An 18,742-nucleotide genomic window follows, 5' to 3' on the forward strand; every position below is an offset into this window, starting at 1 on the left:
TCCAGGGGTAGTAACGTCTTTTTTGCAGAGATATTTATTTAGGTTTTTAATTTCATTTGGACAATTGTTCCGTCTTGGGCGTCAACTTTAACTTCGGTAATGTCTGTTCCGCTGGGGTCAGCCATTTCCACTTTCCAAACGGTGCGTTGACCAGCGCGGTCCATTTCCCATTGGAAGGCTTGGCCGACCTGGGCATTATTTAAGGCCAACTGGTTAATTTCCGCAAGGGGCAGGAGGTTGGTCAGATTCAAGGCTTTGCTTTGGCGGCGAATAGGATCCTGGTCTTTGGTTTTAAGAGGCTTTTGGTGCTGCTTCATGGTCGCGCCGGTTTGCGCATTGATTTCAAGGGTGTGACGGTAAGTGCCATCATTACCAACCATGTCATATTTTATAAAGGGTCCTTCATATTCGATTTGCAATTTATTGATGTCGTTGTTCGGATACTGGGTCAAAAAGGTGTCAATAGCAGCTGCGACAGAGATGATGCCTAACTGGTCTTCGAATACATGTGTCATGTTTTCCGCCTCCTATCCGTGATTTATTTATCTTTCAATATAATTATACCATAAAATAGGATGAGTAAACAGCCTGCGCGTATGAGACTCAATAAATCCTTAAAAATGACAAGCCCCCTGAAAATCGCTACAATAAATACATTAAGAAAAATAATGACAAGAGGTGCAACATGGAAATTAAAAGAGGCGACCAAGTGATTCATTTAGTGGGGCAAACGTTAGCGGTTGGGGATAACCTACCCAATGTTGAGCTCGTTGATCGTGATCATCAACCCGTTCAGTTGGCGGATTTTGTTAAAGGGACAACCGTGATTAGTATTGTGCCCGACATCAATACCAAAACCTGCAGCATTCAAACCAACCGCTTCAACGCCATTGCCAAAGAAAAAGACTACCCAATTCTTACGCTGAGTACCAACTCCCCTGACGACATTGTCAACTGGTGCCAAGCCAATAACGTCGATATGACTTACTTATCCGATCAAAAGCATCATTTTAGCGATGCATCCGGTCTGTTGATGGAAGAAAATGGCAAGCTTGCGCGCACCGTCCTAGTGGTCGATGAAAATTCGAAAATCCACTACATCGAAATCGTGCCCGATATGCGCGACGAACCCAATTACGACCTCGCCCTACAAGCCGCCGAGACCCTCTAAAGTAAATATCACTGCTAAAAGCCTGCAGCAACGAATATTGCTGCAGGCTTTTTTATATTACATGAAGCGCGTGCCTTCTGAAAATCGGGATGACCCGCGTTGCGAGAGCGCGTGCCTTCGGAAAATCGGGATGACCCGCGCTCCCTAAGCACACGCCATTCCAATAAATTTGTCTCGCGCTCCCTAGGCGCGCGACAACTCCGCCATAATTTGTCTCACGCTCCCTAGGCGCGCGACAACTCCGCCATAATTTGTCTCGCGCTCCCTAGGCACGCGACAACTCCGCCATAATTTGTCTCGCGCTCCCTAAGCGCCCGACAATTTCGCCACAATTTGTCTCGCGCCAGCCTACTCAACCCAACTCACTCACCCCCTAAAACACAATATCCACGCCCAACACGGTCAGATTGGCATTGCCAATCATCTTCACCATCAAATGGGCCAGCTGCGCCGCGGTCATGTCATTATCATCACTCAGCCACCAATTCAGTAGATTCATCACAATCGAAATACTGTAATTGGCCACCACCTCGATCGGAATCTCCAAATCCGACTCCTTGATCGTCAAGCGGTCCAGAATATCCTTGTAATTTTTCACCACGCTTTCCCACAGCGTATCCTTCAAAATCCGCCAATCAACGCTTTGAATCAAACTAAAATAAAAATCTTTTTCCTCTTGAACCATCAACAACATCCGCGTAATCGTATCGGTAATTTCTTTGACATAAATTTTATTGTCTTCTTTTAATAAATTTCCCGACTCAGACGTCGACATCGCTTCTAAGGCTTTCATCAACAACTGCTGCATTAAGTCGAATTTATCTTTGTAATGGCTGTAAAAGGTGGAGCGGTTAATCATGGCAGCTTCAGCAATATCTTTCACTGAAACATTTTCAAAACCTTTTTCTTTGACTAATTCAATAAATACCTGGTTGATGGTCATTCGCGTCCGCATAACGCGCAAATCTTCTTTAGTCACTAATTTGACGCCTGCCTTTCCAATAAATAAATAAGTTTTCCAACATATAAAAAGAAGTGTTGCTTAAACAACGGGGGGTATCTGTTTGAGGGTTGCTATAAATAATATTTATTAATAAAATAAAAGTATGTAACTAAAATAACATCTGTAGTATATAGTTTCAATATAGCATAAAAATGACTTATTTAACAATAGTAATGAAAGGAGCGCCAAGTGTATGCGTACAGCGATTTTAAATGCAGGGATTGATGTGGGTTCAACCACTATTAAACTGGTCGTCATGAATGAAGCGAATCAAACCCTATACAAAAAATATGAACGGCATTATTCGGATGTGAAAAAAGCCACCAAACTGCTGTTTGAGGATGCCGCAGCGATATTTAGTGATCAAGAGGTTCGGATTTCGATTACAGGTTCGGGCGGGATGGGGATTTCTGAGGTTTTGGATATTGAATTTATTCAGGAAGTGATTGCGTGTTCGTTGACGGTTGAAACGCTGATTCCGGAAACGGACGTGTCCATTGAGTTGGGCGGCGAGGATGCCAAGATTACTTTTTTTGGGGATTCGCTTGAACAACGGATGAATGGCAGTTGTGCCGGGGGTACGGGGGCATTTATTGATCAGATGGCGCAGTTGTTGAACACGGATGCTAGTGGGGTCAACGAGCTGGCTAAAAAGCATCAGAAAATTTATCCGATTGCGTCGCGGTGTGGCGTGTTTGCTAAAACCGATGTTCAACCGCTAATCAATGATGGCGTTTCTAAAGAAGATATTGCTGCTTCGATTTTGCAGGCGGTGGTCAATCAAACGATTACCGGTTTAGCTTCGGGGCGAACGATTGAAGGGAAAGTCGCCTTTCTGGGTGGACCCTTGTATTTCATGAGTGAACTGCGCGAGCGGTTTATCGCGACCCTTAAATTAAAAGATGAAGATGTTATTTTCCCAGAGGATCCGCAATTGTATGTGGCCATGGGGGCGGCTTTAAATAGCGCTAAACAAAAGGAAACGACCAGTTTCAATGATTTGTATACTTTGGTGACTTCCGACAAAACGCCGGATTTGGCGCCAACGGATACCTTAGAGCCTTTATTTGAAAGTGAAGAAGATTTAGCCGCTTTTCGTCAGCGTCATGCCCAAGCGAAAGTTGAAGAGGCGCCATTAGAAGACTATGAGGGCGTGGCTTTTCTCGGGATTGATGCGGGTTCGACCACGACTAAAATGACTTTGATTGACCCTGAAGGGACGCTGTTGTGGAGTGATTATTCCAGTAATGAAGGGAATCCTTTGCAAAAGTCTATGGAAATGTTGACGGAGCTCTACCGGATATTGCCTGAGAATGTGTATATTGGGCGGGCGGTGACGACTGGTTATGGGGAAGCTTTGATTAAGAATGCGTTAAAAGTGGATGAAGGCGAAGTTGAAACCGTCTGTCACTACAAGGCGGCGGAACATTTTTCACCGGACGTGGATTTTATTTTAGATATTGGTGGCCAAGATATGAAAGCCATGACCATCCACAACGGCGTTTTGTCAGCCATTAAATTAAATGAAGCCTGTTCATCCGGTTGTGGTAGTTTTATTGAAACACTGGCGGCTTCCTTGCAATATAATGTGTATGATTTTGCCAAAGAAGCCCTGAAATCCAAGGCGCCGGTTGATTTAGGCTCACGTTGTACCGTCTTTATGAATTCAAAGGTTAAGCAAACGCAAAAAGAAGGCGCTTCGATAGCGGATATTTCGGCGGGTCTGTCGATTTCAGTTATTAAAAATGCCTTGTACAAAGTGATTAAGGTGCAAGACCCTAAACGCCTAGGCAAGAAAATCTTATGCCAAGGGGGCACTTTTTATAACGAGTCCGTCTTGCGGGCCTTTGAACAAATTACCGGCCGTGAAGTTATTCGACCAAATATCGCTGGTTTAATGGGGGCTTATGGCTGTGCGTTAATTGCTGCCAACCAATACGTTCCCGGTGATGTTTCAACCTTGATGCAACCTGATGAAATGGCTAATTTTTCAGCCAGAAAAGAATTTACCCGTTGCGGTTTATGTTTAAATAATTGTGAATTAACCGTTACTTTATTTAATGATGGACGTCGCTTTGTTTCGGGCAACCGTTGTGAACGTGGCGAACAAAAAGGGATGGGTATTGCCTTTAAAGATATTAAGGAAAACACCAACTACAATTTAATGGCCTATAAATACGACCGCTTATTCCAATACAAACCTTTGAAAAACAAGGAAGCGACCCGGGGTTCGGTTGGTTTGATTCAAGCGATGAATATGTATGAGAATTATCCTTTATGGTTCACTTTCTTTACAGAACTTGGTTTTCAAGTGCGCTTATCAAATCGCAGTAGTAAAAAAATCTATGAACAAGGAATTTCTTCCATTCCCGATGATACCGTGTGTTATCCAGCCAAGTTAGCGCATGGTCACATTAAAGATTTAATCCGGAAGAAATGTGATTTCATTTTCTACCCATGCATCAATTACGAACAACAAGAAGAATCCAAAGCGCCTAACTCTTATAATTGTCCCATCATTATTTCTTATCCGGCTGTGATTCGTAATAATGTGGATGAAATTGTGCAAGGCTTAGTGGATTACCGCTCACCGCATTTGAATTTTATGAACCGCGAACATATGGTCGATGTCTTAACCGAAATGTTACAAGATAAAGGCGTGAGTCGCGACGAAGTCGCTGCAGCTCTTGAAGCCGGTTTTGCTGAAATGTCTAGCTACCGGGCCGATATCCAAGCCAAAGGGGAAGAAGTGTTAAGTCACCTGCGTTACCATCCAAACGGAAAAGCCATTGTAGTGGCTGGACGGCCTTACCATAGCGATCCCGAAATCAACCACGGGGTGGCTGATGTGATGATCAAAGAAGGCTTCCATGTTTTAACCGAAGATTCGATTAGTCATTTGACCGATATCGATGGCTTGCGGGTGGTCAATCAATGGGTTTATCATGCCCGCTTGTATGCCGCCGCTAAAATCGTCTGTAAAACACCCAACCTTGAATTAGTGCAACTCAATTCCTTTGGTTGCGGGATTGATGCGATCACGGCTGAACAAGTCCAAGAAATTTTGGAGCAATATGGAAAAATCCATACTTTACTGAAAATTGATGAAGGCTCGAACTTAGGCGCTATCCGCATTCGGATTCGTTCCTTGAAAGCTGCTATGATTGAAAGAAGTATTGGCAAACAACCCGCTAAAAAATTATATGATACGCCTGAGGAAATTGTCTTTACGAAAGAAATGCGGAAGAAACATACCTTATTAATTCCAATGATGAGTCCTATCCATCAAGAAGGCCTTATTGATGAAGCCTTACGTGCCAGTGGTTACCAAGTGGTACAAATCGGTACAGATACAGGGAAACAAGGGATTAACGAAGGCCTCAATTATGTTAATAACGATGCCTGTTATCCAGCCATCATTACCATCGGTCAACTGATTGACGCCTTGAAGAGTGGCAAATACGATGTCGATAATACCTCTGTAATTATGACCCAAACAGGTGGCGGTTGCCGGGCAACCAACTACATTCCCCTGTTGCGGAAAGCCCTGCGTGACGCTGGCTTCCCACAAGTGCCAGTCGTGTCCGTTTCTACCGGTGTGGCAGGAACAGAAACCAACGAAGGGTTCCGCTATAGCTTACCTATGTTGGCTAGACTCGGCGTAGCCGTTTTATACGGCGATTTATTCCAAAAACTCTTGTACCGGACCCGCCCATACGAGCTTGAAGCCGGAGCAGCCGATGCGCTATATGACTATTGGTTGGAACGCGTCCAACCTAATGTGAAAAATGGGAATCTGCGTGAATTTAATAAAAATATGCAAATGATTATCGACGATTTCGATAACCTGCCTCGAACTGACGCGGTTAAACCACGGGTTGGGATTGTCGGTGAGATCCTAGTGAAATATTCGCCAACTGCCAACAACGGCATTGTCGAACTACTCGAAGCCGAAGGCGCTGAAGCCGTGGTACCTGATTTGATTGGTTTTGCCAACTATTGCCTCTACAACATGCAATGGAAAGCCGACAATTTAGGCTTTAAAAAAATAAATAAACCCATTGCTCAGTTTGCCATCAAATTTATTCAGTTCTGTGAAAAACCAATGAATAAAGCACTAGCCGCCTCAAAACATTTTGATCCTTTCACCGCCATTGAAGAAATTGCCCTTGGAGCCGAAAGTGTTATTTCAGTCGGCACCCACACCGGGGAAGGCTGGTACTTGACCGGCGAAATCATCCAATTCATTAACCATGGCGTGCCTAATGTGGTCATTACCCAGCCGTTCGGCTGCCTACCCAACCACGTGGTAGGACGCGGCATGATGAAAGAAATTCGCCGCCAATACCCAGGCGCCAACCTAACCGCCATTGACTACGACCCCGGCGTTTCCGAAGTCAACCAAATGAACCGCATCCGCCTAATGCTCGCCCAAGCCCAGAAAAAACTCGAAAAAGCCAGTGCAAGTTCTTTTAAATAAATACCTCTGCTATAAAAGCCCGACCACTCAGTGGTCGGGCTTTTACCGTTGAGAGGAGTACGACTTTCAGTCAGCTAGGGCAGACGAGCTCTCATAATGACTGCCCGCGCGACAAGGTAAGTGGGAAGTGTAGGCACGGGTTGATTTAATTAGGTAGCGAATCCCCATCCCTCTCCAGCGGTTGGAAGGATGATTCATGGCTATTTTGATTCCAAATAGTAGTTTATTGTAAGTGGGAAGTGAATAACCGTCATTTCTCACTTACGTGGGCGCACACATATTGGAGCATTTGTTGTGAGCGTGATGTGGAGCGCACACATATTCAGGCAGTTGTTGTGTGCGCGAGCTCAGGCGCACGCAAGAAATGTCGCTTGTTGTGTGCGTGAACCTAAGCGGGAAATGTGTGACCATTAAATAAACGACAAATTAGGCTATTCGGTCATGAAATTAGGTATTTGGTGACCGATTAGCTTTATTTAAAGTTCGCTCACTTCCAGCTTACCTCCCAATCGCCAGAGAGAAGCCTGAGAGGCGGATTGGCTCTCCCATCCGCCAGAGAGAAGCCTGAGAGGCGGATTGGCTCTCCCAACCGCCAGAGAGAAGTCTGAGAGGCGGATGGCCCTTCCCAACCGCCAGAGAGAAGTCTGAGAGGCGGATGGGAGAAAAAAAGGCGACTTGTTAATTTGACGGTCTTTCACTTCCTACTTACGTTTATTGTCATGAGGAAAAATCTGAGTGACAATGGGACGGCTTATTGTCATGAGAAAAAATCTGAGTGACAATAGGGCGGTCCGTCACTTCCCACTTACCGACAAGATTAATTGAAGTTGTCTCGCGCTATGGCTTTCTACTTAGTTACCGCATAACTTTTCTAACTTACTAAGGCAAGTCGCAACGACATTTGCTAGCTTACGCCATGTCCGCAATGACGCCGATTCAATTAGGTAGCATTTACCGAGTGCATCTGTGCCACTCATCGAAGTTAGAGTAAGCGGGAAGCGACCGTCAGTCTATGCAACCCCACCTATAAAGGAAATTCATAATAATTATTAGGCAAAATGTTTATTCGGGCCACTGCTCCGATAGCAGTGGCCTGAATAACTATTTTTAAACTAGAGATTTCTGCAAAAATATCACTCCGATAGGATTCATCGAAGAGAATCAGCTTTTTATCGGGTTGAAGTATCGCAACAACCGCTCTTTCACTTACCGTTTAAAGTTGGAAGCAAATTACGATAATATCACCCTATTAGTTCCTTGTTTAACAAGCTTGAATCAAACCAACTAGGAAACGCGTATATGGAAATCGTAAAAGGCTATACGCGAAAGGCAAACGCGTATATGGAAATCGTAAAAGGCTATACGCGAAAGGCAAACGCGTATATGGAAATCGTAAAAGGCTATACGCGAAAGGCAAACGCGTATATGGAAATCGTAAAAGGCTATACGCGAAAGGCAAACGCGTATATGGAAATCGTAAAAGGCTATACGCGAAAGGCAAACGCGTATATGGAAACCACAAAAGGCTATACGCGATGCCCAAATAAAGGCTGATTTGGCGGCCGCCTCACCACCCGCCTCACCACCCGCCACACCAAGCCCACAGCCCAGCCCCAACCACCTGCACCACCAACATCAGTGGCAAGCCATAAACATATATTTTCTGCTGTGTCTTATGGCGGAACAGATACATTGCGACCAGGCCGCCAACGGAACCACCTACCAAACTCAGCCCCAGCAACCAGGCGTTTTTCAAACGGCGCTTGCCGTGGATTGCGCGGCGTTTGTCCACCCAGTAAACAACAAAAGCAGTGATATTTATTAGAAGTAAGAAAATGAGCATCACGGGGTTACCGTTCTAACAGCTCAAGCAAATCGGAAGGGGATGCAACGATTGCGGTCGCGCCGGCCGCCGACAACTCGTCCAACGAGCCAAAGCCATACAGGACGCCGATGCTGTCCATACCAAGGTGTGCGGCTCCCAGTATGTCATGCTTGCGGTCGCCAATCATCACGCTGGCGGTCACGTCCGTCAACCCAGCAGCACCAACGGCGTATGCCAAAACGTCATCTTTGGAAGCGCGGACGCCGTCCAGAGAAGCTCCGTAAATGGCGGTGAAGTATTGGCTGAGGTCGAGTTGCAGTAATATTTTTTGGGCGAAGGTTTCAGGTTTTGACGTCGCGATGTACAGGGTGTGGGTTTGCGCCAAGTGAGCGAGCACCTCGGGGATGCCTTCGTAGACAGACAGCTCCATCAGACCCGCGTCGCTATAGTATTCACGGTAAAAGCCAATCGCCTGGGTCGCTTCCGAAGCGGTCATATCGAGCTGCTCAAAAGAATGCTGTAGAGGCGGTCCGATGAAATGGCGTTTAACGTCCACGTCGATATCTTCCCGTTGCATTTTTTTCAAAGCGTATGAAATCCCACTAAATATCCCCGGACTCGAATCAATCAGTGTCCCATCCAAATCAAAAAAGATGTTTTGTTTTTGCATGAAAAGCCTCCTTAAATCAGTGTCAATACAAAGTTTATTAAAATCAATATAGCACACTTGGACTTTATTGAACAGACACTAAAAAACGGATATAAAGCCCTAGTTATAATGATTGAGCATAATTGTGAATCAACATTTTTATAGAGGGTTGTTTTTCAAAAAATTGCTTGCTATATTTATTTAAAGGAGTAGAATAAGCTAAGTTAAATTTATTTAAAGATTGATAAAGTGAAAGGAAACTTAACATGAAAATTGTGATTGCTGGTGGAGGAAAAGTAGGATCGGTGCTGTGTGCTGAATTAACTTCACAAAAACATGATGTGATGTTAATTGAAACAAACGAAACCATTTTTGATCAATTAATGAGTCGTTATGATTTATCTGGAGTGATTGGCAATGCTGCGAGCTATGAAATCCAGCAGGAAGTGGGTATTAATAAAACGGATATATTTATTGCCGTGACAGATACCGATGAAATAAATATCATTGCGAGCATCCTCGCTAAAAGTCTTGGTGCCCGTTATACGGTAGCCCGCGTGAGAAATCCGGAGTATTCGCAACACGCGCATGAAGTCAGTGAAAGTTTAGGCATTGATTTAATGATTAATCCTGAACAAGAAGCAGCGAAAACTATTTCACATATGATTAAATTTCCAACGGTTGTGCATGCTCAAAAATTCATGAGCAGTGATGTCGAACTTTTAGAAGTGGTGGTTAAAGCCGACAGTCCGCTTGAAAATGTGACGATGGCTGATTTTAAAGATAAATTTGGCGATTTATTGGTGTGTGCCATTGTTCGATCGGATCAAGTCATCGTGCCAAATGCCAACGATACCTTAAAAGCTGGCGACCGCATTGATGTCTTAGGTTCGCAAAATGATATTTATAAATTTTATCAACAAATTCGGACGGAACGCCATCGCCTGAAATCGGTGATGATTATTGGTGGCGGGCGTTTGACTTATTATTTATTAAATTACTTACGTGAATTCCATCTAGACATTAAAGTGATTGAATGGAAGGAAGAGGCTGCTGAGCAATTGAGTGCGGCTTTCCCGGAAGTGGAAGTCATTTTAGGGGACAGTACCGAACAAGAACTCTTGCTGCAAGAAGGTGTCGGTAATTACGATGTGTTTGTTTCGCTCTTAGGCATTGACGAGGAAAATATTATGGCCTCGCTGTTTGCCCAACAACAAGGCGTGTCTAAGGTGATTACGAAAGTCAACCGCGAAGCCTTATTTTCGTTATTCAAAAACTTTGGCCTCGACACGATTATTACGCCAAAACGTTTGATCGCCAATTCAATTTTGCGCTTTGTCCGCAGTCTTGGCAACCCATCCGTTTCCTATTTAGAGGAACTTTACCGTTTGTCGGATAATCAAGCCGAACTGATTCAATTCAAAGTAAATAACTCTAGTAAAGTTCTGAATACACCGCTAGAACAATTGAACTTAAAAGATAATACCTTAATTGCTTATATTTTGCGTGATCATAAAACCATTATTCCGAGCGGTCAAGATCGCTTAGAAGTGGGCGACCATGTAATTATTATGACCAATGCGGCAACGATGGATGACATCGATGACATTTTACGTTAGGAGGCACTGACTAAAATGAATCTTGGAATTGTGCGTTATGTGATAGCGCGTCTCTTGCAAATTGAAGCGTTGTTAATGATTTTACCTTTGATTGTCAGCTTTATTTATGCGGAAAGTTGGAACTATAAGCTCAGTTTTATAAGTGTGATGGTGTTACTGGTTGTCTTAGGCCAGCTCTTGGCGTGGAAAAAACCTAAAAGCAACCGCCTCACGGCTCGCGAAGGTCTGGTTATCGTTGCTTTAACCTGGATTTTGTATTCCTTTTTTGGCGGACTGCCTTTTGTTATCAATGGGGATATTCCTTCCATAGTCGATGCTTTTTTTGAAACATCGAGTGGGTTTACGACGACGGGATCCAGTATTTTAGATAATGTTGAACTCTTATCGCATTCAAGCTTGTTTTGGCGAAGTTTTACCCACTTAGTGGGTGGTATGGGGATTCTCGTCTTTGCCTTGGCTGTTTTGCCACAAATTGATGCCCAATCGGTTCACATTATGAAAGCTGAAGTCCCAGGGCCTACCTTTGGTAAGCTCGTATCCAAAATATCATCCAGCGCGCGTATTTTGTATATTATTTATTTAGTGATGACAGCCGTGTTAATTGTCTTGTTGTGGTGGAGTGGCATGCCACTCTTTGATTCCATGCTCCATGCCTTCGGGGTTGCCGGAACAGGGGGCTTCGGGATTAAAGTCGGGAGTGTCGCCCCTTACCAAAACCCAACCGCCGAATGGATTATGGCGATTGGTATGATTGTGTTTGCCATCAACTTCAACTTGTACTATATGATTTTAATCGGTCAAGCCAAGCAAGCCCTAAAAAGTGAAGAACTTCGTGGCTTTTTACTAATCATCTTAGCAGCCATTGTCTTAATTAGTTTCAACTTATGGCCAAGCTACGATTCGTTTTCAACTTTAGTGCGCGATGTCGTCTTTGCGGTTAGCTCAGTGATTTCAACCAGTGGTTTTTCAACCGCTGACTTTGGTCAATGGCCACTGTTTTCCCAAACCGTCCTGCTTTTAATCATGTTCGTCGGGGGTAGTTCCGGCTCAACCGCTGGGGGGTTAAAAGCCTCCCGTGTGATCCTGTACTTGAAATTTGCCATCGCTGAAATCCGTAAAGTTGTCCAACCGCATCGGGTCTTAACCGTCAAATTTGATGGCAAACCTCTAACCAAAGAATCTAAACAAGGTCTATCCAGTTATTTCGTTGTTTACATGTGCCTATTTTTCTTATTACTGTTGGTCACCAACCTCGACGCCCCTGACTTTCTGTCCGGCTTCAGCGCGGTCACAACCACATTAAACAACGTCGGCCCAGCCCTAGGCCAATTCGGTCCCGCCTACAGCTTCGCCTCCCTCAACGACTTCACCAAAGTCGTTCTGTCCTTTAGCATGCTAGCCGGCCGCCTTGAGCTATTCCCCATCCTCATCCTATTCGCCCCTCGCACCTGGCGCCGCTAATAAATATCACTGCTACAACCCCCCACCGCCTATTTCGCGGTGGGGGGTTCGTTTTTAGTGCTGCTTAGAAGGAGGAGTGGGTGAGTTGGACGGGCTTGGATGTGTACGAAAGACTCACGTGAGGTAGAGCGCACACAGGAACAGCCTTGAAATGATGGCACGACCTGAGCGCTCTGGGGAAAGCACTCAATAAAATGGATAATATAGTGTGCCATTCCGAAATGCCGGACGTCATTTTCGCGGGACGTCCGTCAATCGCACTTGCCGGAAGACCTCAGCAAACGACGTCCGGCAAATAAGTAAAAGCGCCAGATTTCTCCAAAAAGCCGGACGTCATTTTCACGGGACGTCCGCCAACCGGACTTGCCGGCACACCTCAGCAAACGATGTCCGGCAAATAAGTAAAAGCGCCAGATTTCTCCAAAAAGCCGGACGTCATTTTCGCGGGACGTCCGCCAACCGGACTTGCCGGCACACCTCAGCAAACGACGTCCGGCAAATAAGCAAAAGCGCCAGATTTCTCCAAAAAGCCGGACGTCATTTTCACGGGACGTCCGCCAACCGGACTTGCCGGAAGACCTCAGCAAACGACGTCCGGCAAATTAGTAAAAGCGCCAGATTTCTCCAAAAAGCCGGACGTCATTTTCGCGGGACGTCCGTCAACCGGACTTGCCGGCACACCTCAGCAAACGACGTCCGGCAAATAAGTAAAAGCGCCAGATTTCTCCGAAATGCCGGACTTTCCCCTAAACCAACACACCTACTAAGCGCTTTACCCCTCCAACCAACCTAATACGTCTCAAACCACCCCAACATCGCCTCTAAGCGTACCACGCGGTAGGAAGGGCGGCCACTGCGAGAAAGTTCGTGGCTGGAATTGGGGAAAACCATCAATTCGGCTTCGCGACCAAAATGCTTCAAGCCAATATAAAATTGCTGCGCTTGCTCCAAGGGACACCGTAAGTCATCTTTAGCATGCAACAACAACAGGGGCGTTTCCACTTGATCCACATAAGCCAAGGGCGAAACTTCCCACAAACGCTCAGGCTGTGAAATATCCAAGCCCATCTCATCCTTGTAAAAATAATAACCAATGTCACTCGTACCAAACATGGAAACAAAGTTGGACATACTGCGTTGCGACACCGCCGCCTTGAACCGCTGCGTTTGCGTCACAATCCAGTTGGTCATGTAACCACCGTAACTACCACCCGTTACATACAAACGCTCGCTATCCACCCAACTAAACCGCGCAACCACATCATCCACCGCCGCCATTAAATCCGTATAATCTTCCTTGCCATAACGCTCATAAACCCCTTTCGTATGCTTTTGACCATAGCCATAGCTCCCACGCGGGTTCACCAACAAGACCGCATAGCCATTGGCTGCCAAATATTGCGCCTCATGGTAGAAGTTCCAAGCATGCATCGTATAAGGACCGCCATGAATGTTCAGAATCAGGGGGTATTTATGATTAACATCTAAATCCAAGGGCAAACACAACAAGCCATGAATCACACCGCCATCCGCCGCCGTCAAAGTCATTTCCGTATAATCCGCCAAAGCCACCCCGTCATAAACCGCCGCCACCTGGGTGGGCAACGGAAGCCAGTCACCGTCGACAAAATGATACAGTCCGACCGGCTGTGTTGGTTGACTCATGACCGCCAACAAACGGCCATCCGCCTTCACCACAAACTCCTTGACCACCGCCCGCTCAGGCGAAAGCACCCGTATGTCGCCATCCAACGTCACCTCATTCAACAAAACTTGCCCGTATTCGGACGTGACCACATAAAAAACGTCCCCGCTCGGTGCCCATTGAATGAAAGGCGTTGCCACATTTTGATACACATCCGACACACTGTTATCGCCGTACTGCACATCCTTGTCCGCCGCCAACTGCCTCAAAACCCCTTTTTCAAAATCAAATACATACAACTGAAACTGATTGGAGGTTTCATAAGGCAAGGGATTCCCAATAAATGCCAGCTTAGATTGATCAGGCGAAAACACCGCCTCACCAAAAATCCCGGTCGGAAACGCCTCTGTCAACCAAGTCACGGCTTTGGTGCGACGGTCGTAGATAACCAAACCTGTATCAAAATTATAGTCGCTCCTAGGCTCCCGCAACTGCTCCAAGACGTAAGACTCACCATCCGCCGAAACCGACACCACGCGGCGCAAACCATAACCCGTCGACTGTGGCGTCAACACTTCGACCTCACCCGAAGCCAAGTCATACTCACACAAATAGTTTGCCAAGCCCTTATCCAGAAAGCCCATCCCGTCTTGCAAAATCTTCATATCATGGTAACGATAAAAGGGTGCACCACTCGCGCTATATTGCGTGCTTTCCTCACCCAGCTGCGTCGTGAACAAAAACGACCCCTTGGCTGCATTGACCGCCAAGGAAGTCACCCCGTGCGCACACGCCGTCAACTGCCGCGACTCGCCTGTTTCAAAATCAAATAAATACACCTGCTCCAAGCCACTGGCATTTGATACATAAAGCAAAGACCCCTCTAAGTAATGGGGATATTTATTTAAAAAGCCGTTCTCAATCAGGACGGTTTCGAAATGATCCACCAGCGAATGCGCGACAATGCTCGATTGGTAGCCATCGTTGGCCCGATTGATTGTCGTGTGAACATAGTAAAGCGTCGCCTCATCCGCCGATAGCGACGGGGCCGATAAATAATGTAAGTCATAAAGCGACTCAGCCGTTTGAAAAGTTTTCATAGTGTCCTCCTCGTAAAATATAAAAAACCGGACTTTTACATAAGAAATAAAAGTCCGGAAAATGTGTAGCGCTAGGTTAGTCGCAACCTGTTAGCAATATCTACTATTGATTTAAAGAAACATTCACGCCATTGCTATCAACGATAATGATTGAGTTGTTGGCTAACACACTGTAACCTTGAACACTATCAGAGATACCATTGGCTGTTTCAGATAATTCCAACTCGATGCGTGAGTAGTCACCTAAAACAATTTCTTGTACTTGTTTATATAAGTCCGTCCGAACGGCTTGATCCGTTTCGATTAAGGCTTCATCCAATAAAGCATCCACTTCTTCGTTAGAGTAACCACGACCATTTCCTAACGAACCAATGCTGTTAGAATGGAAGATTTGGTTAAGGTAGAAGTAGGGATCTGGGAACCATGACCAGCCACCGATGTTCATACCAGCACTATTACTAGACACGGTTTGGCTATACGTACCCCACTCTTGGACGTTGATATTTACTTTGATGTTTAAGTTTTCTTGCATTTGTTGTTGGAAAATAGTGGCATAAGGCACACGGGCTTCCGCTAAATACAAGTCAATTTCGAAACCATCAGGATAGTCGGTTTCAGCTAATAAGGCTTTAGCGGCTTCTGGGTCATAAGCAGGAATAAAATCACTGGCGTTTTCCATGTAACCCCAAGAGGCTTTAGGTAGAGGAGAGTAAGAAACTTCCGCGCCACCCCATTGGTTCACACCATTTACGATTTCTTCGACGTTGGTTGCCATATAGATAGCTTGACGTACTTTTGGATCAGCTGTAGGACCTTGAACGTTATTCATATCTAAGTAAGTCGTTGACATACCAGGAACACTTTCTAAGCGTACGCCTTGGGCTTGTTCAACGATTTGACGGTTTTGCATACGGACATCGGTCGCAATATGGATATCACCTGATAATAATGAGTTGGCCATCATGTTGGTATCACTAATGACTTTGAAGGTGACCCCATCCAGATTAGGTGTTGGTCCCCAATAACCATCGTGACGAACTAAATCAATTTGTTGACCAGAAACAATATTGCTTAACATGAAAGGTCCAGTACCCACAAGGTGTTGTGCGAATTGATCGCCCCAGCCTTCAACTTCTTCTTGAGGAACAATAATATTACCTACGTCGGTTAACATCGCTAACAAAGCAGCGTTCGGGGTATCAAGATGTAGCGCAACGGTTGTATCATCAATCACTTCTACAGAAGCAACACCACTTAAGCGATTTAAAGCTGAATCATTGACGGAACGCTCTAAACTGAATTTTACATCTTCAGCTGTCATTAAACGGCCATCTTGGTATTCACCAGGTTGGAAATGTACATCGTCACGAAGGTTAAAGGTATAAACTAACCCATCTTCCGATATTTCCCAATCGGTAGCCAATGAAGGTAAAAACTCGCTGAAATCATTACTATAAGTAATTAAGGTATTTCCGATTTGGCGGATGACATTGGATTCATATTGACTGGTATAAGTGACAGGGTCAAGGGAACTAGGGTTGGCGGATAAACCAATATTGAGCGTACCACCTTGCGTGGCTGCTTCATCTTGTGCATAAACGCGCCCGTTGAATCCAGTAAGTAATAAGACGGTTGCGACTAACATGAGAGATAGTTTTTTAAGGCTATTCATGTTTGTTCCTCCTTGATTTTGCATTAAGCAAATTAATTTCAAATAGTGAAAACCAAAAACGCTCCAAATCGTTCTCACTTAATTTTAATAAAATATACCACGAATAAATTTAATTGTAAACAAAAATAACGGATTAAATATTGTTTAAGTAAAAATTTAATGAGAAATATTAAAGAAAAATATTTACATTAAAAATGAATGTGTTAGAATTATGAACATAAAATGCAAATAGATTTCACATAGTGAAAACTAATCAGGCATAGGAGGAGAAAGAATGACAAGATACATTATAAATCGTGTAATAAATATACTCCCTACACTCTTAATTGTTGCCATTATTGTTTTTGGCGTTACGCGCATTTTACCTGGTGATCCGGCTGCTTCCATTTTAGGACCACAAGCCAATGCCACCGAAATTGAAAATATGCGCATCGTGATGGGGTTAGATAAACCGATTTGGGAACAATTTATCAATTATTTAGGTAATCTACTCCGAGGCGATTTAGGTTATTCCTATGCTTACAATATGAATGTGGTGGATTTAATTGCTGAACGTTTCCCCAACACCGTGATTTTAACTGTTTCGGCCTTAATCATTGCCTTAGTTGTGGGTGTACCCGCTGGTATTCTTTCAGCTTATAAACGTAACACCTTTGTCGATTATTTAGTTATGGTGATTTCCTTAGTGGGTGTTTCCATGCCAGTCTTTTGGCTAGGCGTCATGCTGGTTTTAATTTTCAGTGTCAACCTAGGTTGGTTACCGGCAACCGGTATGGGCGATTGGTCACAAGGCGCCGATGTCTTCTTTAAACATCTGATCCTACCGAGTGTGACCTTAGCCACCATTCCAATGGCTAACTTTGCTCGAATTACACGCTCCAGTATGCTAGATGTTTTATCGCAAGATTATATCCGGACGGCTAGAGCCAAAGGTCTCCTTGAAAATAAAGTCGTGTGGAAACACGCCTTGAAAAATGCCCTTAACCCAATTTTATCCGTTCTCGGTATGCAAGTGGCCAGTCTACTCGGCGGATCGGTTTTAACGGAAACCATCTTTTCTTGGCCGGGCATGGGACGCTTGGTGACCGATGCAATTAATCGGGGGGACTTTGGTGTTGTGCAAGGGGTCGTGATATTTATTGCTTTGATTTACGTGGTAACCAATTTGATTATCGATATTCTATATAAAGTCGTCAATCCGAAAATTTCTTACGAAGGAGGGGGCAAATAAGATGGAACAAACAGCAATCGTCGAAGTAAAAAGCGAAGAATTCCGTCCCGGCTTCTTCAAAAAATTAATGCGCAACAAGCTAGCTATGATAGGCTTAGCCATTGTGACCATCGTTTTACTGGTTGCCATCTTTGCGCCGTATATTGCCACGCATGACCCTAACAAAATCGACACCTTAATGGCCTTTAGAAAACCTGGGCAAGATGGTTTCCTATTAGGGACTGATAATTATGGGCGCGATTTGTTCAGCCGGATTGTGTATGGGGCACGCGTTTCCATGATTGTCAGCCTGTCGGCGGTTTTAATCGGTGGTGTGATTGGGAGCTTGTTAGGCCTGATTGCCGGCTATTTCGGAGGGATTATCGATAACGTCATCATGCGGATTATGGATGGTTTTTCAGCCTTTCCCTTTATTTTATTAGCTATTTTATTAATGACCGTCCTTGAACAAGGCTTGCTGAACGTGATTATCGCCATAGGGATTGGTAATATCCCGGGCTTTACCCGGATTGTCCGCGGGCAAGTCTTGAGTGTCAAAGAAGAAGAATATATCGAAGTGCAACGCTCACTAGGTGCTAGTAATTGGCGCATAATGTGGCATCACATTTTGCCTAACTCGATGGGACCCTTGGTGGTCCACGGCACCATGAGCGTGGCCGGCGCAATCATTTCCGAGGCCTCGCTGAGCTTTCTGGGCTTGGGTATTCAACCGCCAACACCGTCTTGGGGCTCCATCCTCAACGACGGCCGCAACTTCCTCTTTTTAAATCCCGAAATTGCCACCATCTCAGGTTTAGCCATTTTAATTACCGTTCTTGGAATAAATATCCTGGGTGACGGCATTCGTGACGCCCTCGATCCAAAGTTGAATGATTAAGGAGTGATT

The 18,742-nt window shown here is 44.9% G+C and carries 13 protein-coding genes; 7 read left to right on the forward strand and 6 right to left on the reverse strand.

The genetic code is table 11. The features are described 5' to 3' along the window. Positions 1 to 38: 38 nt before the first annotated feature. A complete protein-coding gene (locus tag NRE15_RS10805; RefSeq protein ID WP_313792891.1) occupies positions 39 to 515 on the reverse strand; it encodes a PepSY domain-containing protein in 477 nt (158 codons plus the stop codon). A 170-nt stretch (positions 516 to 685) separates the two neighbouring features. On the opposite strand from NRE15_RS10805, the gene NRE15_RS10810 reads away from it, so the two are divergent. After that, positions 686 to 1,171, forward strand: coding sequence for a peroxiredoxin (locus NRE15_RS10810; protein WP_313792892.1), 486 nt, complete (start codon positions 686 to 688; stop codon positions 1,169 to 1,171). Positions 1,172 to 1,544: 373 nt separating this feature from the next. Here NRE15_RS10810 and NRE15_RS10815 read toward each other — a convergent pair whose 3' ends face one another. After that, entirely contained in the window at positions 1,545 to 2,150 is a 606-nt protein-coding gene (locus NRE15_RS10815; protein ID WP_313792893.1) for a TetR/AcrR family transcriptional regulator, read from the reverse strand. Positions 2,151 to 2,367: 217 nt separating this feature from the next. On the opposite strand from NRE15_RS10815, the gene NRE15_RS10820 reads away from it, so the two are divergent. Beyond that, a complete protein-coding gene (locus tag NRE15_RS10820) occupies positions 2,368 to 6,654 on the forward strand; it encodes a 2-hydroxyacyl-CoA dehydratase (protein WP_313792894.1) in 4,287 nt (1,428 codons plus the stop codon). Between the two features lie 1,579 nt (positions 6,655 to 8,233). Here the strand turns inward: NRE15_RS10820 and NRE15_RS10825 are convergent. Further along, on the reverse strand, positions 8,234 to 8,497 hold the full coding sequence (locus NRE15_RS10825) for a DUF1294 domain-containing protein (RefSeq protein ID WP_313794991.1): 264 nt from the start codon (positions 8,495 to 8,497) through the stop codon (positions 8,234 to 8,236). A gap of 7 nt (positions 8,498 to 8,504) precedes the next feature. Continuing rightward, positions 8,505 to 9,149 carry an HAD hydrolase-like protein gene (locus NRE15_RS10830; RefSeq protein WP_313792895.1) on the reverse strand — a complete coding sequence of 215 codons (645 nt, stop codon included), beginning with the start codon at positions 9,147 to 9,149 and terminating at the stop codon, positions 8,505 to 8,507. 245 nt (positions 9,150 to 9,394) lie between these two features. On the opposite strand from NRE15_RS10830, the gene trkA reads away from it, so the two are divergent. The 3 genes from trkA to NRE15_RS10845 all read left to right on the forward strand — a co-directional run bounded on the left by trkA (position 9,395) and on the right by NRE15_RS10845 (position 13,001). Beyond that, the gene (gene trkA / locus NRE15_RS10835; RefSeq protein ID WP_313792896.1) at positions 9,395 to 10,747 is read left to right on the forward strand and encodes a Trk system potassium transporter TrkA; all 1,353 of its coding nucleotides are present in this window, start codon (positions 9,395 to 9,397) and stop codon (positions 10,745 to 10,747) included. A 15-nt stretch (positions 10,748 to 10,762) separates the two neighbouring features. Further along, positions 10,763 to 12,208 carry a TrkH family potassium uptake protein gene (locus tag NRE15_RS10840; RefSeq protein WP_313792897.1) on the forward strand — a complete coding sequence of 482 codons (1,446 nt, stop codon included), beginning with the start codon at positions 10,763 to 10,765 and terminating at the stop codon, positions 12,206 to 12,208. 208 nt (positions 12,209 to 12,416) lie between these two features. Next, positions 12,417 to 13,001 (forward strand): hypothetical protein, encoded by a 585-nt coding sequence (locus tag NRE15_RS10845; protein ID WP_313792898.1) that lies wholly within the window; start codon positions 12,417 to 12,419, stop codon positions 12,999 to 13,001. Here NRE15_RS10845 and NRE15_RS10850 read toward each other — a convergent pair. Both NRE15_RS10850 and NRE15_RS10855 read right to left on the reverse strand, forming a co-directional pair. After that, positions 12,998 to 14,800, reverse strand: a complete 1,803-nt coding sequence (locus NRE15_RS10850) for a S9 family peptidase (RefSeq protein WP_313792899.1) — start codon at positions 14,798 to 14,800, stop codon at positions 12,998 to 13,000. The genes NRE15_RS10845 and NRE15_RS10850 overlap by 4 nt on opposite strands. A gap of 256 nt (positions 14,801 to 15,056) precedes the next feature. After that, positions 15,057 to 16,625 (reverse strand): ABC transporter substrate-binding protein, encoded by a 1,569-nt coding sequence (locus NRE15_RS10855; RefSeq protein WP_313792900.1) that lies wholly within the window; start codon positions 16,623 to 16,625, stop codon positions 15,057 to 15,059. A 274-nt stretch (positions 16,626 to 16,899) separates the two neighbouring features. Between NRE15_RS10855 and NRE15_RS10860 the strand changes: the two genes are divergently transcribed. Together NRE15_RS10860 and NRE15_RS10865 are read left to right on the forward strand one after the other, a co-directional pair. Then, positions 16,900 to 17,856: an ABC transporter permease gene (locus NRE15_RS10860; RefSeq protein ID WP_313792901.1), complete on the forward strand. Its 957-nt coding sequence runs from the start codon at positions 16,900 to 16,902 to the stop codon at positions 17,854 to 17,856. Position 17,857: 1 nt separating this feature from the next. Beyond that, positions 17,858 to 18,733: an ABC transporter permease gene (locus NRE15_RS10865; RefSeq protein WP_313792902.1), complete on the forward strand. Its 876-nt coding sequence runs from the start codon at positions 17,858 to 17,860 to the stop codon at positions 18,731 to 18,733. The last annotated feature ends 9 nt before the right edge of the window (positions 18,734 to 18,742 follow it).

The sequence above is a fragment of the Fundicoccus culcitae genome, assembly GCF_024661895.1.
GTDB lineage: Bacteria > Bacillota > Bacilli > Lactobacillales > Aerococcaceae > Fundicoccus_A > Fundicoccus_A culcitae.

Excerpts from the sequence above, each read along its gene's own strand:
- NRE15_RS10805 (WP_313792891.1), bottom strand. The coding sequence starts at position 515 with ATGACACATGTATTCGAAGACCAGTTAGGCATCATCTCTGTCGCAGCT.
- NRE15_RS10810 (WP_313792892.1), top strand. The coding sequence starts at position 686 with ATGGAAATTAAAAGAGGCGACCAAGTGATTCATTTAGTGGGGCAAACG.
- NRE15_RS10820 (WP_313792894.1), top strand. The coding sequence starts at position 2,368 with ATGCGTACAGCGATTTTAAATGCAGGGATTGATGTGGGTTCAACCACT.
- NRE15_RS10825 (WP_313794991.1), bottom strand. The coding sequence starts at position 8,497 with ATGCTCATTTTCTTACTTCTAATAAATATCACTGCTTTTGTTGTTTAC.
- NRE15_RS10830 (WP_313792895.1), bottom strand. The coding sequence starts at position 9,149 with ATGCAAAAACAAAACATCTTTTTTGATTTGGATGGGACACTGATTGAT.
- trkA (WP_313792896.1), top strand. The coding sequence starts at position 9,395 with ATGAAAATTGTGATTGCTGGTGGAGGAAAAGTAGGATCGGTGCTGTGT.
- NRE15_RS10840 (WP_313792897.1), top strand. The coding sequence starts at position 10,763 with ATGAATCTTGGAATTGTGCGTTATGTGATAGCGCGTCTCTTGCAAATT.
- NRE15_RS10855 (WP_313792900.1), bottom strand. The coding sequence starts at position 16,625 with ATGAATAGCCTTAAAAAACTATCTCTCATGTTAGTCGCAACCGTCTTA.
- NRE15_RS10860 (WP_313792901.1), top strand. The coding sequence starts at position 16,900 with ATGACAAGATACATTATAAATCGTGTAATAAATATACTCCCTACACTC.
- NRE15_RS10865 (WP_313792902.1), top strand. The coding sequence starts at position 17,858 with ATGGAACAAACAGCAATCGTCGAAGTAAAAAGCGAAGAATTCCGTCCC.